We start from the raw sequence: 16163 nt of genomic DNA, 5'->3' as shown, positions 1-16163 counted from the left end.
CCAGCGAAAGCTGGGGTCTCAAGAGGCAAAAGACCCCAGCTTTCGCTGGGGTGACGGTTGTGGGCACTATCGGCCGCATCAGCGACGCCCTTTACGCATACGCTCCGGCAAGACCAGGCCGGTAGGACGGCAAATCATTGCCGGTCAGTGTCTGCAACCGCCGCCGCACATTGGCGGCCATCAGATTGACATAGATGCGGCTGGTCTCGTTCAGCCTGTGCGCCTCCTCGGCCAGCGCGCGCAGCTCGGGCGAGAGGTCCGGTTCGTCGTCATTGGCGGCCCCCACCGCCTCGATCCCGACCAGTTTCGCATGCGTCGCGCGTTCCAGCGCGGCGACGTCGTTCGACTTCAGCGCCGCGATCTCGGCGTACAGCGCGTCGATCACGTCGATCAGGGCATCACGCCTTTTCATTCGGATTCCAGTCGAGTTTCAGCGCAAGCAGCCGATCTGCCACGGTCGATGGCACCAGCGGGAAATTGCCGTCGGCAATCGCCTTCTTGATGCGCGACACGCGTTCGGCATCGACCGGCGCGCTTGCCGCCGCCGTGCGGGTCAGCGACGCGGCGGTGCTGGTCTGCGCCACCCGCGTCTCGACGCCCGCTGCCTTGACGGGCGCGGTCGCGGGCACTGGCGTCAACCGCCGGTCCGCTATCGATACAGGCCTGAAGCCAGTTGGATCCACCATGTCTGCAACCCTTCTCGTTCTGCTGACATAGGCGAAAACGACCGGGCGCGGCGAAGCTTTAGGAAATAATTATTCGCCGAATCCGGGGAGGCGCGCGCGTCCCGATTCCATCGCGATCGCGGCCACCGGTGGGCGCTTGTCGTCCATCTTGACGATGACACGACCGCCGACCGGCGCATCGCCCATCGCAACGCCCTGACGCGTGATCGAAAAGCCGGCAGCGCCGGCCTCGACCATGATCGGATCGCCGCGCTTGATGACGCTCTCAGCCTTGACCGGTGCGGGCGGACGCACGGCGGCAACCGCGACGGGTGCGCGGGTCGGTGCCGCCTTTGGCAACACATTGACCGCGACAAACACGCGCCATTGCTGTGGCCCCGGACAACGGATCACCACCGCATCCTCCGCCGCCGAGCGCCAGCTCAGCTGCGGATCGGCGCAGGCGGCAAGCCGCAGGCGCTTGTCCACTGCCGCGCGCGCGCCGCCTTCGACGCCGATCGGCGCACCGGCGAATTGCTGGACCAGTTGGTCGAGCGCCTCGGTCGACTGGAAGGCGACGGGCGTGCTCGTCGCGGCGAGCAATGCGGGCAAGAGATGGACGATCATATCAGTCTCCACGTCGATGGGTATCGCCGGCAAAGCCGACGGAGAGGGTCACGGCCCGGCGCTTGCCCGGCTCGATCCGAATGACGATACGGCGCGGATCGACCGCGCCGCTGCGCACAAGCGTCGCGGCGACGGTGCGGGCGCGGTCGGCGGCCAGGATCGCGGCGCTGCCGGTGGCGGGATCGATATCGGCGCTACCGGTCTGGGCATTGACGTCGGTCGATCCGGTGATGGTGATTTGCGTGCGCGCGTCACGGGCGGCGTCGCGCGCCCAACCGATGATGCCAGACGCATCGGGCAATACGGCGGAACCCGCCGCGAACCCGTCGAGCCGCGCGGTCGCAACCGCCATTGGCGGCACCGCCACCTCCTCGATCCCGAACCCGCTGCGCAGGCCAGTGACCAGCGCCTGCCGGTCGAGCGAGCGATTGGCCTGCATAAAGACAAAGAAGCCGACCAGCAGCAGCGCCAGATCGGCGAGCGTGATGAGCCATACCGATTTGGCCGGTGCGATATCGTCCCAGGCGTCGGCGGCGATCATGCCGCGACATCCCGTTTTCGCGCGCGTTCCAACGTGGCGAGCGCGGCCAGCGGTGCGGCGAGCCGCAACCGTTCGGTCGCCTCCGCCCGCGCGAGCCGCTTCAGCCGCGCCGCCACCGGCATCGCCAGCAGGTTCGCCACCAGCGCACCGTAAAGCGTCGCCAGCAACGCCACGGCCATCGCCGCGCCGATCTTGTCGGGGTCTTCCATCGATGCGAACATCTGGACCAGACCCAATATCGTCCCGATCAATCCCATTGCCGGAGCCGCCTCAGCCGCGCCGGTCCACACCTCGATCGCGGCGCGATGGCGTTCGGCGCGCGCATTGGCTCGATCCGTGACGATTGCCGCGGCCTGATCGGGGCTTGCCCCGTCCACCGCCGCGGTCACCGCCGCCGCCATGTCGGGATCGTCGATCACCGACCGGTCGAGCGCGAGCACCCCGTGCCGCCGCGCGATCCGCTCCAGCGCCGCCGTCTGGTTGAGCAGCGCATCGGCACTGAACGGCCGCCGCCACATGACGCCCAGCGCGCGCAACGATCGTCCGACATCGCCCAGCTGGTTGCGCAGCACCACGCTCGCCACCGTGCCACCTAGGACGATCCCGATCGCCGGCGGATCGAGGAAGATGCCCGGCACAAAGGTCGCGGCGGCGGCGGCGGGTTCGGAAAATACGGCGATATTCATGCGCGAGTCATTGCAAGCACCGGGCCAAATCATCTGCCCGCCCTCACGCAAGGGCAGCGCCAGCCGTCACCGGCAAGACCGGCAACCTGCTTGCCGTCCGACCGGCAAAACCTTGCCGCTCCCAACACTGCATTCGGCAAAACGAGCGATTTCAGCGCCCCGCACCGAAACTGGCACGCCCATTGCTAGGATGGGCTGGAACACGAACATGAAAGGGCGTGCAACATGGCGAATGACGGTCTTTTCGGAGTGCATGGCGCGGCGCTGTCGGTGCGTTCGCAGCGCATGGGCATCCTCGCCTCCAACATCGCCAACGCCTCGACCCCGGGCTTCAAAGCGCGGGACATCGATTTCAAGGAAGCGCTCAACGCGATCGAGACGCCGGGCATGAACGGCGACGCCGCGATCGACGGCGCGATGAAATATCGCGTGCCGCTTCAGCCCAGCCTCGACGGCAATACCGTCGAACTGGCCACCGAACAGACCGCCTTTGCCGAGAATGCCGTCGCCTATCAGACGACGCTGGCGTTCCTCAACGGGCGCATCTCCACCCTCACCCGCGCGCTGAAAGGCGAATGATCATGGGCGACCAACCCCTCAGCATCTTTCAGGTCGCAGGGCGCGCCATGTCGGCGCAGCTCGTGCGAATGAACACCACCGCGTCGAACCTCGCCAATGTCGGCCAGGTCGCATCGTCGGCGGGCGAAGCCTATCGCACGATGAAGCCGGTGTTCCGCACCGCCTTCGACGCCGCCAGCGGCATGTCCACGGTCGATGTCGAAAGCGTCGTCGCGGCGGGCGAAGCGCCGACCAAGCGCTATGACCCCGGCAACCCGATGGCCGATAAGGACGGCAACATCTGGGAATCGGCTGTCAACGAAACGCGCGAACTGGTCGACATGATGGAGACCGCACGCACCTATCAGAACAATGTCGAAGTGATGCAGACGGCCAAGACGCTGATCACCCAGACGCTCAACCTGGGACGCAGCTGATGGCAACGGGCTTTGACACGACGCTCGCCAATCTGGGCATCAATCGCAGCAATGCGAGCGCGTCCAATGCGGCGACCAACGGCGCGAGCGGGGCGATGGACCAGTCCGATTTCCTGACGCTGATGACCGCGCAGATGAAGAATCAGGATCCGTTCGATCCGGTCGACAACACGCAAATGGTTGCCCAGATGGCGCAATTCTCGTCGCTGGCGGGGATCAGCGAGATGAACACCACGCTGCAGGCGATCGCCGCGAAGCTGGGCGGCACGACCACCACCGATCTGGTATCGTGGGTCGGCCGCACCGTGCTGACCGAGGGATCGGTTGCTTACCCGCGCACCGACGGTTCGCTGGGCGGCGTGATCGAACTGGGCGCCGCGGCGGCCGAGGTCAATATCGTGATCGAGGGGCCGAACGGCGAGATCCTCAAAAACGTATCGCTTGGCGCGGTCGAGGCGGGACAGACCGAATTCGAATGGGATGGCTCGACCGATACCGGCGAACCCGCCGGCAACGGGCCGTTCACCATCCGCGTCGCCGCACGCAATGCCGATGGCGACGCCGTCACCGCCAAACCGCTTGTCTGGTCGCCGGTTACCGCCGTTGCGATGGGCAGCGACGGCAACCCAGTCCTTACCCTGCCCGGCCTCGGTCAGGTTTCCACCACCGCCATCCGCAAGATCGGCTGAGCTTTCCAAGGAGTTATCGAAATGTCTTTCTACACCTCGCTCTCCGGTCTTCAGGCGGCTCAGACCGATATGTCGACCATCTCGCACAACCTGTCGAACGTCTCAACCAACGGCTTCAAGAAGAGCCGTACCGAGTTCGCCGACGTCATCGCATCGAGCGTGTCGCTCAATCCGAACCAGATGATCGGCTCCGGCACTGTCGTAAAGGCGATCCGCCAGCAATTCGGTCAGGGCGGGATGCAGCAGAGCTCGTCGAGTCTCGACATCGCGATTGCCGGCGACGGCTTCTTCGCGGTCAAGCCGGGCCTTGAATCCGCCGGCGTCAACTTCACCCGCAACGGCAGCTTCCTCGTGGATAGCGACCGCTATGTCACCGACTCGCAGGGCGCCTATCTTCAGGTTTATCCGGTCGACGGTTCGGGCGCAGTCGTCGCAACCGGCCTCGGCTCGACCGAAAACCTGCGTCTGCCGCAGACCAGCGGCGTGCCCGAATCGACCAAGAATGTCGCGCTCTCGTTGAATCTGTCGGCCTATTCGGGCGTCCCGTCGGAAGCGACGCGCTTCACGCCGGATACGCCTTACGCGTTCGACCGGTTCGATCCGGGCACCTACAACAACTCGACCCAGACGACGATCTATGACGCCAGCGGCAACCCGCTGACGATGACCAGCTATTTCGTGCGCGAGACGACGACCGCGCCCACCGAATGGTCGGTCTATACGTTCGTCGGCGACAAGCAGCTCGGCACCGACGCGGCAGCACCCGGCCCGATCACGCTGACGTTCGATGCCAATGGCGCGCTGACCACGCCAAGCGAAGCGACCCAGTTCGCGCCGTTCACCGTCGGCAGCAGCACGACCGAACAGTCGGTCAGCCTCGATTTCGGCACCGCGACGACCCAGCTCGGCGCGCCCTTCACCGTCAACAACCGTTCGCAGGACGGCAAGGCGGTCGGCCAGCTCGACGGCGTGACGGTGGGTGAGGATGGCATCGTCCGCGCCAGCTTCTCGAACGGCGACAGCCAGGCTCTGGGCAAGATCGCGCTGGCGAACTTCTCCAATCCGTCGGGCCTGCGTCAGCTGGGCAATTCGACTTGGGCCGCCACCGGCCTGTCGGGTGAACCACGGCTGGGCGAAGCGGGCGTCAACGGCTTTGGCGGGCTGATGTCCGGCGCGGTCGAACGCTCGAACGTCGATATCACCGAGGAACTGGTCGGCCTGATCGCGGCACAGCGCAATTTCCAGGCGAATGCGAAGGCGCTCGATACCGCGAGCCAGATTTCGCAGACCATTTTCAACATTCGTAGCTGAGTCAAAGGGTTAGGGGCTAAGCGATGGACAAGCTCGTCTACACCGCACTGTCGGGCCTCAAGGGCAAGATGGATGCGCAGGCGACGATCGCGAACAACATCGCGAACGCCTCCACGATCGGCTTTCGCGCCGACCGGGTCAATTTCGACCGGCTGATGGTCAAGGGCGACGGCTTCGACAGCCGCCAGCCCAGCGCCGAAACCGTCGTTGATATGGACCGGCGCGCAGGTGCGATCACCCAGACCGGCCGCAGCCTCGACGTGGCGATCACGGGCGAGGCATGGCTGGCGGTACAGGCTGCCGATGGCAGCGAAGCTTATACTCGGCGCGGCGATCTCCGCATCGCGCCGAGTGGTGTCTTGGAAACCGGCGACGGTTTCCCGGTGATGGGGTCGGGGGGCCCCATCACCGTGCCACCGCATGACAAGATCATGATCGCCGACGATGGCACGCTGTCGATCGTGCCCCCGGGCGCGGACCCGAGCCAGCCGCCGCAAGTCATCGACCGGATCAAGCTGGTCAGCGACAGCGGCAGCATCACGACCAAGGGGCTGGACAATCTGCTTCACGTCAAGGGCGGCGGCGTACTGCCCGAGGATCTGGACGCGACCGTTCAGACCGCGTCGCTGGAACAATCGAACGTCAATCTCACGCAAGCGCTGGTCGACATGATCGAGAACCAGCGCAGTTACGAGGTGCAGGCGAACCTGCTCCGCGAAGCCAAGACGATGGACGAGAGCGCCGCGAGCCTGATGCGCGTCAGCTGAAAAATCAGCACGCGTGATGCGCGTGAGTTGAGAATTTGAGGAAGGAACAGGACCATGGGTTCAGCAGCAATGCACATCGCGCGCACCGGGCTTGATGCCCAGGACATGCGCATGCGGGTGATCTCAAACAACCTCGCCAACGTGAACACCACGGGGTTCAAGCGCGACCGCGCCTCGTTCGAGGCACTGGCCTATCAGGTCGTGACCGCGCCCGGTTCGGCCAGCACGTCGGAAACGCAATATGCCACCGGCCTCAACCTCGGCACCGGTGTGCGCATTCAGGGTACCGCGCGGATCGATACGCAAGGGTCGTTCCAGACCACCGGCAACGCGCTCGACATGGCGCTGGACGGCAATGGCATGTTTCAGGTGCAGCTGCCCGGCGGCCAGCTCGGCTATACCCGCGCCGGTAACTTCACCCGCTCGCCCGAGGGACTGCTGGTCACGACCGAAGGCTATCAGGTGATGCCCGGCATCACCATTCCGGAGGGCGCGACCGCGATCACCGTCGGCAGCGACGGCACCGTCAGCGCCACCGTTCCCGGCCAGACCGAGGCGACGCAGGTCGGCCAGATCCAGATCGCGGCGTTCCCGAATGCGGCGGGGCTTCAGGCGATTGGCGACAATTTCCTGGTCGAGACCGCCGCTAGCGGCGCGGTCAATCTGGGCATCGCCGGACAGGATGGTCGCGGCAACATCCGCCAAGGCATGCTCGAGGGGTCGAACGTCAATGTCGTCGAGGAACTCGTCGACATGATCGAGACCCAGCGCGCTTACGAGGTCAATTCCAAAATGATCTCGGCGACCGACGAAATGCTGAAATATGTCAATCAGAACATCTGAGGCCAGGAAATTGGAAACGCGCGTGATGAAATTTGCAGCAGGCCTGTTGACCGGCGCCGCGATCGTCGCCGCCATCGCGTTCACCGCAACGCCGGCGAAAGCGCAACTTTTCGGCAAAAAGGCACCGAAGGAGGATTTTACCGTCACGCTTCCGGTCGCCGCGCCCGCGGCCGCCCCCGCCAACGGTTCGATCTTCCAGGCCAGCGAAGGCTATGCCGCGCTGTACGAAGGCACGCGCGCGCGCCGCGTCGGCGATCCCCTGACGATCGTGCTGGTCGAACGCACCAGCGCGTCGAAGTCGGCGGGATCGCAGCTCGACAGCGGCGGCGGCTTCTCGATCACGCCGCCAACCACGGGTGCCTTGAACCTGTTCAATCAGAGCGACGCCAGCGTCAGCGGCAAGCGCAACTTCAAGGGGTCAGGTACCGCCGACCAGTCCAACGCATTGTCAGGCGAGATCAGCGTAACCGTCGCGCAGGTCCTGCCCAACGGCACGATGCTGGTGCAGGGACAAAAGCGCGTGACGCTCAATCGCGGCGACGAATTCATCCAGATCAAGGGGATCGTCCGCCCGACTGACATTAGCGCGGACAATCGCATCGCATCGACCCGCGTCGCCGATGCCCGCATTTCCTACACCGGCAAGGGCGATGTCGCCCGCGCCAGCCGTCAGGGGTGGCTCGGCCGCTTCTTCTCGGTCATCAGCCCGTTCTGAGGAACACGCACATGATCCGCTTCCTCGTTGCCCTCATCGCCACGCTCCTTCTCGCTCAGCCGGTTTCGGCCGAGCGGATCAAGGATCTCGGCAATTTCCAGGGCATCCGCACCAACCAGCTGACCGGTTACGGCATCGTCGTGGGCTTGCCTGGCACGGGCGACGACAATCTGGAATATACGGTGCAGTCGATGAAGGGCGTCACCGCCCGCTTCGGCTTCGCGCTGCCGCCGGGGATCAACCCGGCGCTGAAGAACGCGGCGGTGGTAATGATCACCGCCGAACTGCCACCCTTCGCCAAGCCGGGGCAGAAGCTCGACATCACGGTGTCGTCGATGGGCAAAGCCAAGAGCTTGCGCGGCGGTACGCTGGTGATGACGCCGCTGATGGGCGCGGACAACCAGATTTATGCGATGGCGCAGGGCAACCTCGCGGTCGGCGGTCTGGGTGCCGAGGGGAAGGATGGATCGACCATCGTCGTCAACACGCCGTCGTCGGGCCGTATCCCTGAGGGCGCGACGGTCGAACGCGCGGTCGAGACCGGCTTCGCCACCACCCCGACGCTCATCTTCAACCTCGCCCAGTCCGATTTCACTACGGCACAGCGCGTCGCGGATGCGATCAACGGCCGCTTCGGCTTCGGCACCGCCCGCGCCATCGATGGCGTCTCGGTCGCGGTCGCCGCGCAACCCGGTGCCGATTTCCGCGCCCGCGTGATGAGCGAGATCGAGAATCTGACGGTCGAATCCGCTGAAGCTTCAGCCAAGGTCATCGTTAACGCGCGCACCGGCACTGTGGTCATCAACAGCGCCGTCCGGGTCAGCCCGGCGGCGGTAACACATGGTAAACTTACCGTTCGTATTGATGAATCCCAGCGGGTCAGCCAGCCGCTTCCGTTCAGCCAGGGTCAGACCGCGGTTGAGCAGAAAAGCGGTGTCGGCGTCGAAGAGGAGAAGCGTCCCATGTTCCTGTTGGAGCCGGGTCCGAAGCTTGCCGATGTGGTCAAGGCGGTGAACGCGATCGGCGCGTCGCCGGCCGACCTTGTCGCCATCCTCGAAGCGCTGAAGCAGGCCGGTGCGCTGAAAGCGGAGCTGATTATCCTGTGACCCATATTCCTGTCCCCGCCGCCGCTTCGCTCAAACTGACGGGCAGTGTCTCCACGGACACCGCCCGGCTGGGTACGCGTGCCAATCTGGAAGCGGCGGGCGACCGGTTCGAGGCCATCTTTACGAAGATGATGCTGGGATCGATGCGCAAAGCGAAACTGGCCGACAGCCTGTTTGAAAGTCAGGCGCTGGACCAATTCCGCGATATGCAGGACGACAAGCTGGCCGAGAGCATGGCGACGCACGCGCCGATCGGCATCGGCAAAGCGATGACTGCATTCCTCGCCCGCGCCAATGCCGAAGCGGCTGCCGCCGCACCGGCGACGGACGCGCAGACCGGGGATAAGGCGACATGACCGATATCCTGTCGATCGGCGTCAGCGGCGTCCGCGCCTATCAAAGCGCGCTGACCACCACGTCGGAGAATATCGCAAACGCCGGCACCGCGGGCTATACCCGCCGCGTCGCCACGCTGCGCGAAGTTTCCGCACCCAGCGATGCGGGCACGCTCAACGGCCTGGGCGTCACCATCGGCGGGATCACCCGCACCGGTAACGATGCCCGCAGCGCCGAAGTCCGCACCGCCGGGTCCGATCTCGCGCGCAGCGAGGCCGGGGTCGTCTGGCTCGAACGCGTCGAAACCGTGCTGACCGGCAACAAGCTAGACGAGCGCCTGACCGCCTTCTTCAATGCCGCGACCGCGCTCGCCGCCGATCCATCCGCCAGCGCCCCGCGCGCGACGATGCTTCAGGCCGCCGCCACGCTCGCCAACAGCTTCGCCGCGACCGGCGCGGGACTGGACGGCGCACTCGCCGATCTCGACCAGTCTGCCGACGCCGCGACCGGCCAGCTCAATATGCTGACCGCCGGCTTGGCCAAGGTCAACGCCAACCTCGGCCGCGCCGCACCGGGTAGCAGCACACAGACGGCGCTGCTCGACGAGCGCGATCGCCTGCTCGAATCGATGAGTGCACTGGCCGATGTCAGTGTCAGTCTTGACACTGCCGGCCGCGCTACGGTCAAGGCCGGTGCGGGCGGCCCGCTTCTCGTCCACGTCGATCAGGCCGCCGTCGCCACTTACGCACGGGGTCCGGATGGTGCCGTATCCTTTGCCGTCTATGGCGTCGACGGGTCGCATGCTTTAGCCCCCGGCGGCGGTGCCCTTGCCGGAATTAGCGAGGGCGCGGCGCGCATCGCCGACACGCGCGACGCGCTCAACGCCATGGCCGTCGATTTCGCCGATGGCGTCAACGCGGTCCAGGCCAGTGGCGACGATCTGAACGGCAATCCCGGCGCGGCGATGTTCAGTGCGACCAGCGCCACGACGTTCAAGCTCGTCCTGACCGATCCGCGCGGCATCGCTGCGGCGTCGCCCGATGGCGGTGAGCGCAGCAACGGTAACCTCGCATCGCTCGCTGCGCTGCGTAGCGAAAGCGGGTTCGAGCGCAGCCTCACCACGCTGACCACCAACAATGCCAGCGCGCTGACCGGCCGCCGCGCGATCGCCGAGGTGCAATCGACGATCCGCGCCAATGCGGCGGCGGCCCGCGATTCGGTCGGCGGCGTCAATATCGACGAGGAAGCGGTCGACCTGATCCGCTTTCAACAAGCCTATCAGGCGTCGAGCCGCGTGATCCAGGTCGCGCGCGAGACGCTCGATACGCTCTTCAACATCCGGTGACAGCCATGCGCGTGACGACCAGCCAGCTTTATGACCGGCCCTCGCTGCTGATGGGCAATTTGTCGCGTCAGGCCGACCAGCTGCAAACGCAGGTGGCGACCGGCAAGCGTATCCTGACGCCATCGGACAGCGCATCGGGCTGGCAGCAATTGTCGGGCCTGAAGCGCGCCGAAGCCGATGACGGTGCCTATGGTGCGAACATCAAGATGGCGCAGTCGCTGCTGGCGGCGACGGATACCGCGCTGGAGGCCGTCGAAACGCAGCTGCAACGCGCGAAGGCGATTACGGTACAGGCGGGCAGCGATACGCTGACTGCCGAGGGCCGCGCCGCATTGAAGGTCGAGGTCGATGCGATCATCGCCGACCTGCTCGGCGTGGTGAATGCGAAGGATACACGCGGCCAGCCCTTGTTCGGCGGCGCGAGCGGCGACACCGCCTATGCGCGCCAGCCCGACGGCTCGATCGCCTATGCCGGACAAGGTGACAGCGCAGCGATTCCAGTAGGCGACGGCGTCAGCATCGCCGCCACCGAAACCGGCGCGCGCGCATTCGGCGGCATCCAGACTTCCAGCGGCGAAAGCGATATGTTCGCCATCCTCTCCGCATTGTCGGCGGCGCTTCAGCCGGGTGCGGAGGGCGGGGGGGTCGACGAAGCGATGACCAATCTCGACGCCGCACTCGATCAGGTCGGCACCGCCCGCACCTCGGTCGGCGCGCGCGCGTTTCGCATGGATCTGGAGGCCGAACGGCTGGTCGATGTCGATGTCACGCGCGAGGCGACGCGGTCGGGCATCGAGGATGCCGACGTCACCACTGCGATCGCCGAGCTGCAAAAGACGCTGACGATCCTGCAGGCGACCCAGGCGAGCTTTACCAAGCTGACGAGCATGTCGTTGTTCGACTATCTGCGCTGATCGAGGCTGCGGCGCGACATACTCAACGCGCTGGTAACCATATCGTTAGAGTTTGACGGCAAGACTGAGCCGAACGGTACGCGCTCCCATGGGACGGGCACCGCCAACGGGGGTTTGCGCGCACATGTTTCCAATCATCGGATTCGTCGTCCTGATCGCGATGGTGTTCGGCGGGTTCGCCATCACCGGCGGCGCGCTCGGACCCGTGCTCCACGCACTCCCGCACGAGATGCTCATCATCGGCGGCGCTGCCGTCGGCGCGCTCATCATCGGCAATTCGGGCCGCGAGCTGAAGGCACTGGGCGGCGGTTTCGCCAAGGTGCTGAAAGGGCCGAAATACAAGAAACAGGATTATCTCGATGTCATCTTCCTCGTCTCGAAACTGATGAAGATGCTTCGCGTCGATGGCCCAATCGCGCTTGAGCCGCATGTCGAGGATCCGAAGTCCTCGGCGGTGTTCGCCGAATATCCCCGGCTGCTCGCCGATCACACCTTGGTCAATCTGATCTCGGACACGCTGCGCCTCGTCGTCGTCTCATCCGGCACGCTCGACGTGCACGCGGTCGAGGATGTGATGGATAACGCGATCAAGACGCACCACCACGAAGTCGAGGAGCCGCAGCACGCGCTGCAGAATCTCGCCGATGCACTGCCGGCGCTCGGCATCGTCGCAGCGGTGCTCGGCGTGGTCAAGACGATGGGCTCGATCGACAAGCCGCCCGCGATCCTCGGCGCAATGATCGGCTCGGCGCTGGTCGGCACCTTCCTCGGCGTGTTGCTCGCTTACGGCCTGGTCGGCCCGCTGGCCGGACGTCTGAAACAGATCATCGAAGCGGACGCCGCCATCTACAACACGGTGAAGCAGATCATCATCGCCTCGCTCCACGGTCATCCGCAGCCGCTGGTGATCGAGGCGGCGCGCAGCGGGATCGCGCACCATAATCAGCCGGGTTTCGCGGAAGTATTCGACGGACTCCGTGGCCGCTAAGCCATGACTGCGCGTGCTCCTCACGCGGCGAAACAGCCGCCCAAGATCATCGTCAAGAAGATCTATATCGAAGGTGGCGGCGGGCATCACGGCGGCGCGTGGAAGGTCGCCTATGCCGATTTCGTGACGGCGATGATGGCGTTCTTCCTGCTGATGTGGCTGCTGGGCGCGACCAATGAGAAGCAGCGCAAGGCGCTCGCCGATTATTTCGCGCCGACGCTGATCGAGATGAAGCAGAACAGCGCCGGTTCCAACGGCCTGCTCGGCGGCGACGCGTTGCAGGGCAAGGATAACTATCCGACGATGGCCAAACAGACCGGCACCCGGTCGATGACCATTCCGGCGGGTGCGGCGGGCGGCGACAATGTCGGCACCGGCGTTAAAGGCAGCCTGAAGGACAAGGAAGCGATGGACGCCGCCGACCGCAAGGGCTTTGCCAGGATGAAGGCCGAGATCGAGGGCAAGATGAAGTCGAACCCGCGCCTTGCCAAGCTGGGCAAGCAGGTCCGCTTCGTCCCTACGCGCGACGGGATGCGGATCGACCTGATGGACGATGCCGATTATTCCATGTTCGCGCTCGGCACGACCAGCTTCGTCGCCGAAGCTTCGCAGCTGGTGGCACTGGTCGCGCAGTCGATCGCCGAGTCCGACAACGACATCATGATCCGCGGCCATACCGACAGCCTGCGTTATGGCGACCCGACCAACATGAACAACTGGATGCTGTCGAGCGCGCGTTCGGAAGAGACGCGCCGCCGTCTCGCCGCTGGGGGCGTCCCCGAAACGCGGTTCGAGCGGATTGAGGGCGTCGCCGACCGCGAACCGCTCATCAAGACCAACCCCGCCGACCCGCGCAACCGCCGCGTGGCGATTACGCTGCTGTACCGGAAGAGTCGGCTGGATCGTTAAGATCCTCCCCGGCACGGGGAGGGGGGCCAGCGAAGCTGGTGGAGGGGGCTCACCTCAGGGGATGCCGATGCCGCAGCCCCCCTCCGTCACCGCTGCGCGGTGCCACCTCCCCGTCCCGGGGAGGATATCAGAAGAACATCTTTCGCAGACTGATCTTCACCGTCCGGCCCAGCGGATCGAGCAGCGCCGGCTGATAGCTGATCGGTGTCGTGCCACTGGCATCGGTCACCTTCAGGCGGCTGTCGAACAGATTGTCGACCGACAATGTCACCCGCGTGCCCGCCAGCCAGCGATTGTCGCGCACGAATTTGAACTGCGGGCCAAGCGTTGCGAACAGCCGCAGATTGACCGTCGTGAAATCGTCGAAGCGCAAAGCGCCCGCGCTCGTCGCGCCGCCCTGTACCGTGGTCGCGCTGTTCCAGTCGGCGTTGAGCCGCAGCCCGACGCCGTCGCGCGTCACCCCCGCGCGCACCTCGACCTGATGCCGTGGCGATCCGCCCCGGCTACCGGTCGCCGATCCGTTAAGCTGATCGAGTTCGGGGAGACCGTCGCGGATGACGATCTTGTCGGTCAGCGCGACGGTGTGAAACACGCCCAGCTGGATGCGCCCGCCATTCGCGCCGCCGCCCGGACCGCCGCCGCCGCCAAAGCCGCCGCGTCCGCCACCGCCGGGGCCGCGCCCGCCGCCAAAGCCACCGCCGGGCCGTTGCCCGCCTTCACCGGCACGACGACCTTCGCCAGGCACGCGCTCGCCCGGCCCGCCTTCGGCTGGTGCGGGCGTTTCGCCGCGTGCCTCGGCGGCGGCACGCGCTGCCTCGCGCTCGGCGCGCCGCGCCTGCATCTGCTCCATCGCCTGCCGCGCCATCGGAGAGCTGATCGGCTTCGAGAAATTAAGGCCCCAGCGCACCTGCTCGCGCTCGCTGCGCAGGAAATTGACCGGTCGGTTGTCGATCCGGATCAGCTGACCGCTGCCATCGCGCACAAAGCGATCGGGAAACGCGGCTTCCAGCTCGGCGGTCGCGGTCGGGAAGGACGCGATCGGATTGCGAATAATGCTCTTGTTGTAATCCACGTTGAAGCTGAGATCGGTGTCCTTGATCGGCCGCAAATTGAGGCCAAGCTTCATCACACTGCGATTGTCGGCGATCAGCCCGGCATTGCCGCCGTCGATGCGCGTGATGTCCACGCTTTCGCCGCGCACGAAATCGAACACGCGAACGTTCGGCGTCTCCAGCGTCGGGTTGCCCAGCTGCTGCGATGACGGCGCGCCCTTCTCCTCGGTGAACGATGCGATGAAACGCACCCCGTCGACCGGCGACCAGTTCGCACCATAGCCATAAGTGACGAGCGTCCCGAAGTCCGACAGCTCCTCCGCCTCGGCATTCAGATTGAGCGACAAATTGCCGATCGCGCCGAGCACGCCGCGCGTGCGGCTGGCGATCGGCAAGTCGATATTCGCCTGAGCGGCGCCGGTATCGCGCCCGATCGACGCGGTCGAGAACCCCGTCGCGCGCCGCGACTCGCTTGCCAGGTCGCTGGTCCGCCCCGACACGCGCAGGCTGGTCGAGATATCGCCCGCCGGCAGCTTGGCGATCGATCCGTTGACCAGTGCATCGAGCGATCCGACATTCGACACCGATCGCGTCCGGTTGGTGTAGCCAATATCGGTGTCGGTCAGCGTGCGCCCTTCGACGCGATCCCAGTTGCCTGTCACCGACCAGCGCCATTTGGGCGAGATGTCGCCATTGAGCGAGAAGCCACCATGCAGCGTGCCGGTATCGCTGCCCCGCTGCAGCGGGGTCATCCCGCCGGCGGCGGGCAATCCCAGTAGCGAATCGCTCCAGCTCTGTTCGATCCGTACATTCGCGGTCGCCGCGACCTTGCCGATATTGCGGCTGAATACGCTGTTGAGCGACAGATTCTGCGTATCGGGCAGCAAGGTGCGGAACGCGGTGTCGGAACGCGGGCGCAGGGGATCCTGGATGATGTCGCGCTCGCTCTCCAGCAGGCTCGAATCGCGCTCATATTCGACATCGATATTGATCCGTCCGTCGCGGTTGATACGCAGCCAGCTCAGCTCGGCATCCTGCCCGCTGCGCCCGCCATCGGTGGCGAAGGTCCCGTCCAGCTCCGCCGTGATCGAGCGAAAACGGCGGCGCAGCACGATGTTTACCACGCGCTGATCGGCACGATAGCCCAGCTTCAGCGCGGCTTCTTCGGGCAATATGTCGATCCGCTCGATCGCCTCGGGCGGAATGTCGCGGATCTCGGCAAAGCCGGAGATGCGTCGTCCGCTCAGCAACAGCACCGGCCCGCCCCCGTCACGCCCGCGCCCGGAGCGCGTCTGCGGCTCCAGCTCGGTCAGCAATTCGGCCAGCGATCCGACGCCATAGGCGCGGATATCGGCAGGGTTCAGCACGATCTCGGGCTTGACGTCGCCGGGCACTGCGCCACGCAGCTGACCGGTCACGACGACCTCTTCGGCCTCCTCCTCGACGACATCGCCACCGCCGCCGGGCGTATCGGCCTCCGGCTGCGCCTGCACGGTGGCGGGAGCATCCTGCGCCGCCGCCATCGCGGTGGGGGCCACCGTCGTCATCAATCCCGCAAACAACCACGTGCGCCGCATTCGTAACTCCCAGACGTATCGATTCATTCAGACAGCGGCGCGATAGCCGCGATTTGTCGCAAAATTGTGCCCTTGCGAACAAATGCGCGCGTTTAGC

19 protein-coding genes are annotated in these 16163 nt (G+C 65.5%); 13 read left to right on the top strand and 6 right to left on the bottom strand.

Going from position 1 to position 16163, the window contains the following annotated elements; all coding sequences use genetic code 11:
* Nucleotides 1–91 precede the first annotated feature (91 nt).
* The 5 genes from U1702_RS13820 to U1702_RS13800 form a co-directional block, all read right to left on the bottom strand.
* On the bottom strand, nt 92–412 hold the full coding sequence (locus U1702_RS13820; RefSeq protein ID WP_332725605.1) for a flagellar protein FlgN: 321 nt from the start codon (nt 410–412) through the stop codon (nt 92–94).
* Nucleotides 399–629, bottom strand: coding sequence for a flagellar biosynthesis anti-sigma factor FlgM (flgM, locus tag U1702_RS13815; protein ID WP_332725603.1), 231 nt, complete (start codon nt 627–629; stop codon nt 399–401). The genes U1702_RS13820 and flgM overlap by 14 nt, the downstream gene beginning before the upstream one ends.
* Before the next feature lie 126 nt (nt 630–755).
* Nucleotides 756–1292, bottom strand: a complete 537-nt coding sequence (locus U1702_RS13810) for a flagella basal body P-ring formation protein FlgA (protein WP_332725601.1) — start codon at nt 1290–1292, stop codon at nt 756–758.
* A gap of 1 nt (nt 1293) precedes the next feature.
* Nucleotides 1294–1833 (bottom strand): flagellar motor protein MotB, encoded by a 540-nt coding sequence (locus U1702_RS13805; RefSeq protein ID WP_332725599.1) that lies wholly within the window; start codon nt 1831–1833, stop codon nt 1294–1296.
* Nucleotides 1830–2519, bottom strand: a complete 690-nt coding sequence (locus U1702_RS13800) for a motility protein A (protein ID WP_332725597.1) — start codon at nt 2517–2519, stop codon at nt 1830–1832. The genes U1702_RS13805 and U1702_RS13800 overlap by 4 nt, the downstream gene beginning before the upstream one ends.
* A 225-nt stretch (nt 2520–2744) precedes the next feature.
* Between U1702_RS13800 and flgB the strand changes: the two genes are divergently transcribed.
* From flgB to U1702_RS13735, 13 genes are all read left to right on the top strand, one after another.
* Nucleotides 2745–3098 (top strand): flagellar basal body rod protein FlgB, encoded by a 354-nt coding sequence (flgB, locus tag U1702_RS13795; RefSeq protein WP_332725595.1) that lies wholly within the window; start codon nt 2745–2747, stop codon nt 3096–3098.
* A gap of 2 nt (nt 3099–3100) precedes the next feature.
* Nucleotides 3101–3514, top strand: a complete 414-nt coding sequence (gene flgC / locus U1702_RS13790; protein WP_332725593.1) for a flagellar basal body rod protein FlgC — start codon at nt 3101–3103, stop codon at nt 3512–3514.
* The gene (locus U1702_RS13785; RefSeq protein WP_332725591.1) at nt 3514–4203 is read left to right on the top strand and encodes a flagellar hook assembly protein FlgD; all 690 of its coding nucleotides are present in this window, start codon (nt 3514–3516) and stop codon (nt 4201–4203) included. Before flgC ends, U1702_RS13785 begins: the two co-directional genes overlap by 1 nt.
* Nucleotides 4204–4224: 21 nt before the next feature.
* On the top strand, nt 4225–5514 hold the full coding sequence (locus tag U1702_RS13780; protein ID WP_332725589.1) for a flagellar hook protein FlgE: 1290 nt from the start codon (nt 4225–4227) through the stop codon (nt 5512–5514).
* Nucleotides 5515–5537: 23 nt separating this feature from the next.
* Nucleotides 5538–6281, top strand: a complete 744-nt coding sequence (gene flgF, locus U1702_RS13775; protein WP_332725587.1) for a flagellar basal-body rod protein FlgF — start codon at nt 5538–5540, stop codon at nt 6279–6281.
* Between the two features lie 54 nt (nt 6282–6335).
* Nucleotides 6336–7124, top strand: coding sequence for a flagellar basal-body rod protein FlgG (flgG, locus tag U1702_RS13770; RefSeq protein WP_332725585.1), 789 nt, complete (start codon nt 6336–6338; stop codon nt 7122–7124).
* A 25-nt stretch (nt 7125–7149) separates the two neighbouring features.
* Nucleotides 7150–7839 (top strand): flagellar basal body L-ring protein FlgH, encoded by a 690-nt coding sequence (locus tag U1702_RS13765; RefSeq protein WP_332725584.1) that lies wholly within the window; start codon nt 7150–7152, stop codon nt 7837–7839.
* 11 nt (nt 7840–7850) lie between these two features.
* Entirely contained in the window at nt 7851–8945 is a 1095-nt protein-coding gene (locus tag U1702_RS13760) for a flagellar basal body P-ring protein FlgI (RefSeq protein ID WP_332725582.1), read from the top strand.
* Complete coding sequence (locus U1702_RS13755) at nt 8942–9301, top strand: rod-binding protein (protein ID WP_332725580.1); 360 nt, start codon at nt 8942–8944, stop codon at nt 9299–9301. The genes U1702_RS13760 and U1702_RS13755 overlap by 4 nt, the downstream gene beginning before the upstream one ends.
* A complete protein-coding gene (gene flgK / locus U1702_RS13750; RefSeq protein WP_332725578.1) occupies nt 9298–10626 on the top strand; it encodes a flagellar hook-associated protein FlgK in 1329 nt (442 codons plus the stop codon). Before U1702_RS13755 ends, flgK begins: the two co-directional genes overlap by 4 nt.
* Nucleotides 10627–10631: 5 nt before the next feature.
* The gene (gene flgL, locus U1702_RS13745) at nt 10632–11540 is read left to right on the top strand and encodes a flagellar hook-associated protein FlgL (protein WP_332725576.1); all 909 of its coding nucleotides are present in this window, start codon (nt 10632–10634) and stop codon (nt 11538–11540) included.
* Nucleotides 11541–11664: 124 nt separating this feature from the next.
* The gene (gene motA / locus U1702_RS13740; protein WP_332725574.1) at nt 11665–12528 is read left to right on the top strand and encodes a flagellar motor stator protein MotA; all 864 of its coding nucleotides are present in this window, start codon (nt 11665–11667) and stop codon (nt 12526–12528) included.
* Between the two features lie 3 nt (nt 12529–12531).
* Nucleotides 12532–13437 carry a flagellar motor protein MotB gene (locus U1702_RS13735; protein ID WP_332725572.1) on the top strand — a complete coding sequence of 302 codons (906 nt, stop codon included), beginning with the start codon at nt 12532–12534 and terminating at the stop codon, nt 13435–13437.
* Between the two features lie 127 nt (nt 13438–13564).
* Here U1702_RS13735 and U1702_RS13730 read toward each other — a convergent pair whose 3' ends face one another.
* Nucleotides 13565–16066, bottom strand: a complete 2502-nt coding sequence (locus tag U1702_RS13730; RefSeq protein ID WP_332725570.1) for a TonB-dependent receptor — start codon at nt 16064–16066, stop codon at nt 13565–13567.
* Nucleotides 16067–16163: the final 97 nt, after the last annotated feature.

This window comes from Sphingomonas sp. LT1P40 (assembly GCF_036663835.1).
Taxonomy (GTDB): domain Bacteria; phylum Pseudomonadota; class Alphaproteobacteria; order Sphingomonadales; family Sphingomonadaceae; genus Sphingomonas.
The sequence above is the reverse complement of the archived record's forward strand: the minus strand, read 5'-3'. Positions and strand labels throughout refer to the sequence as shown.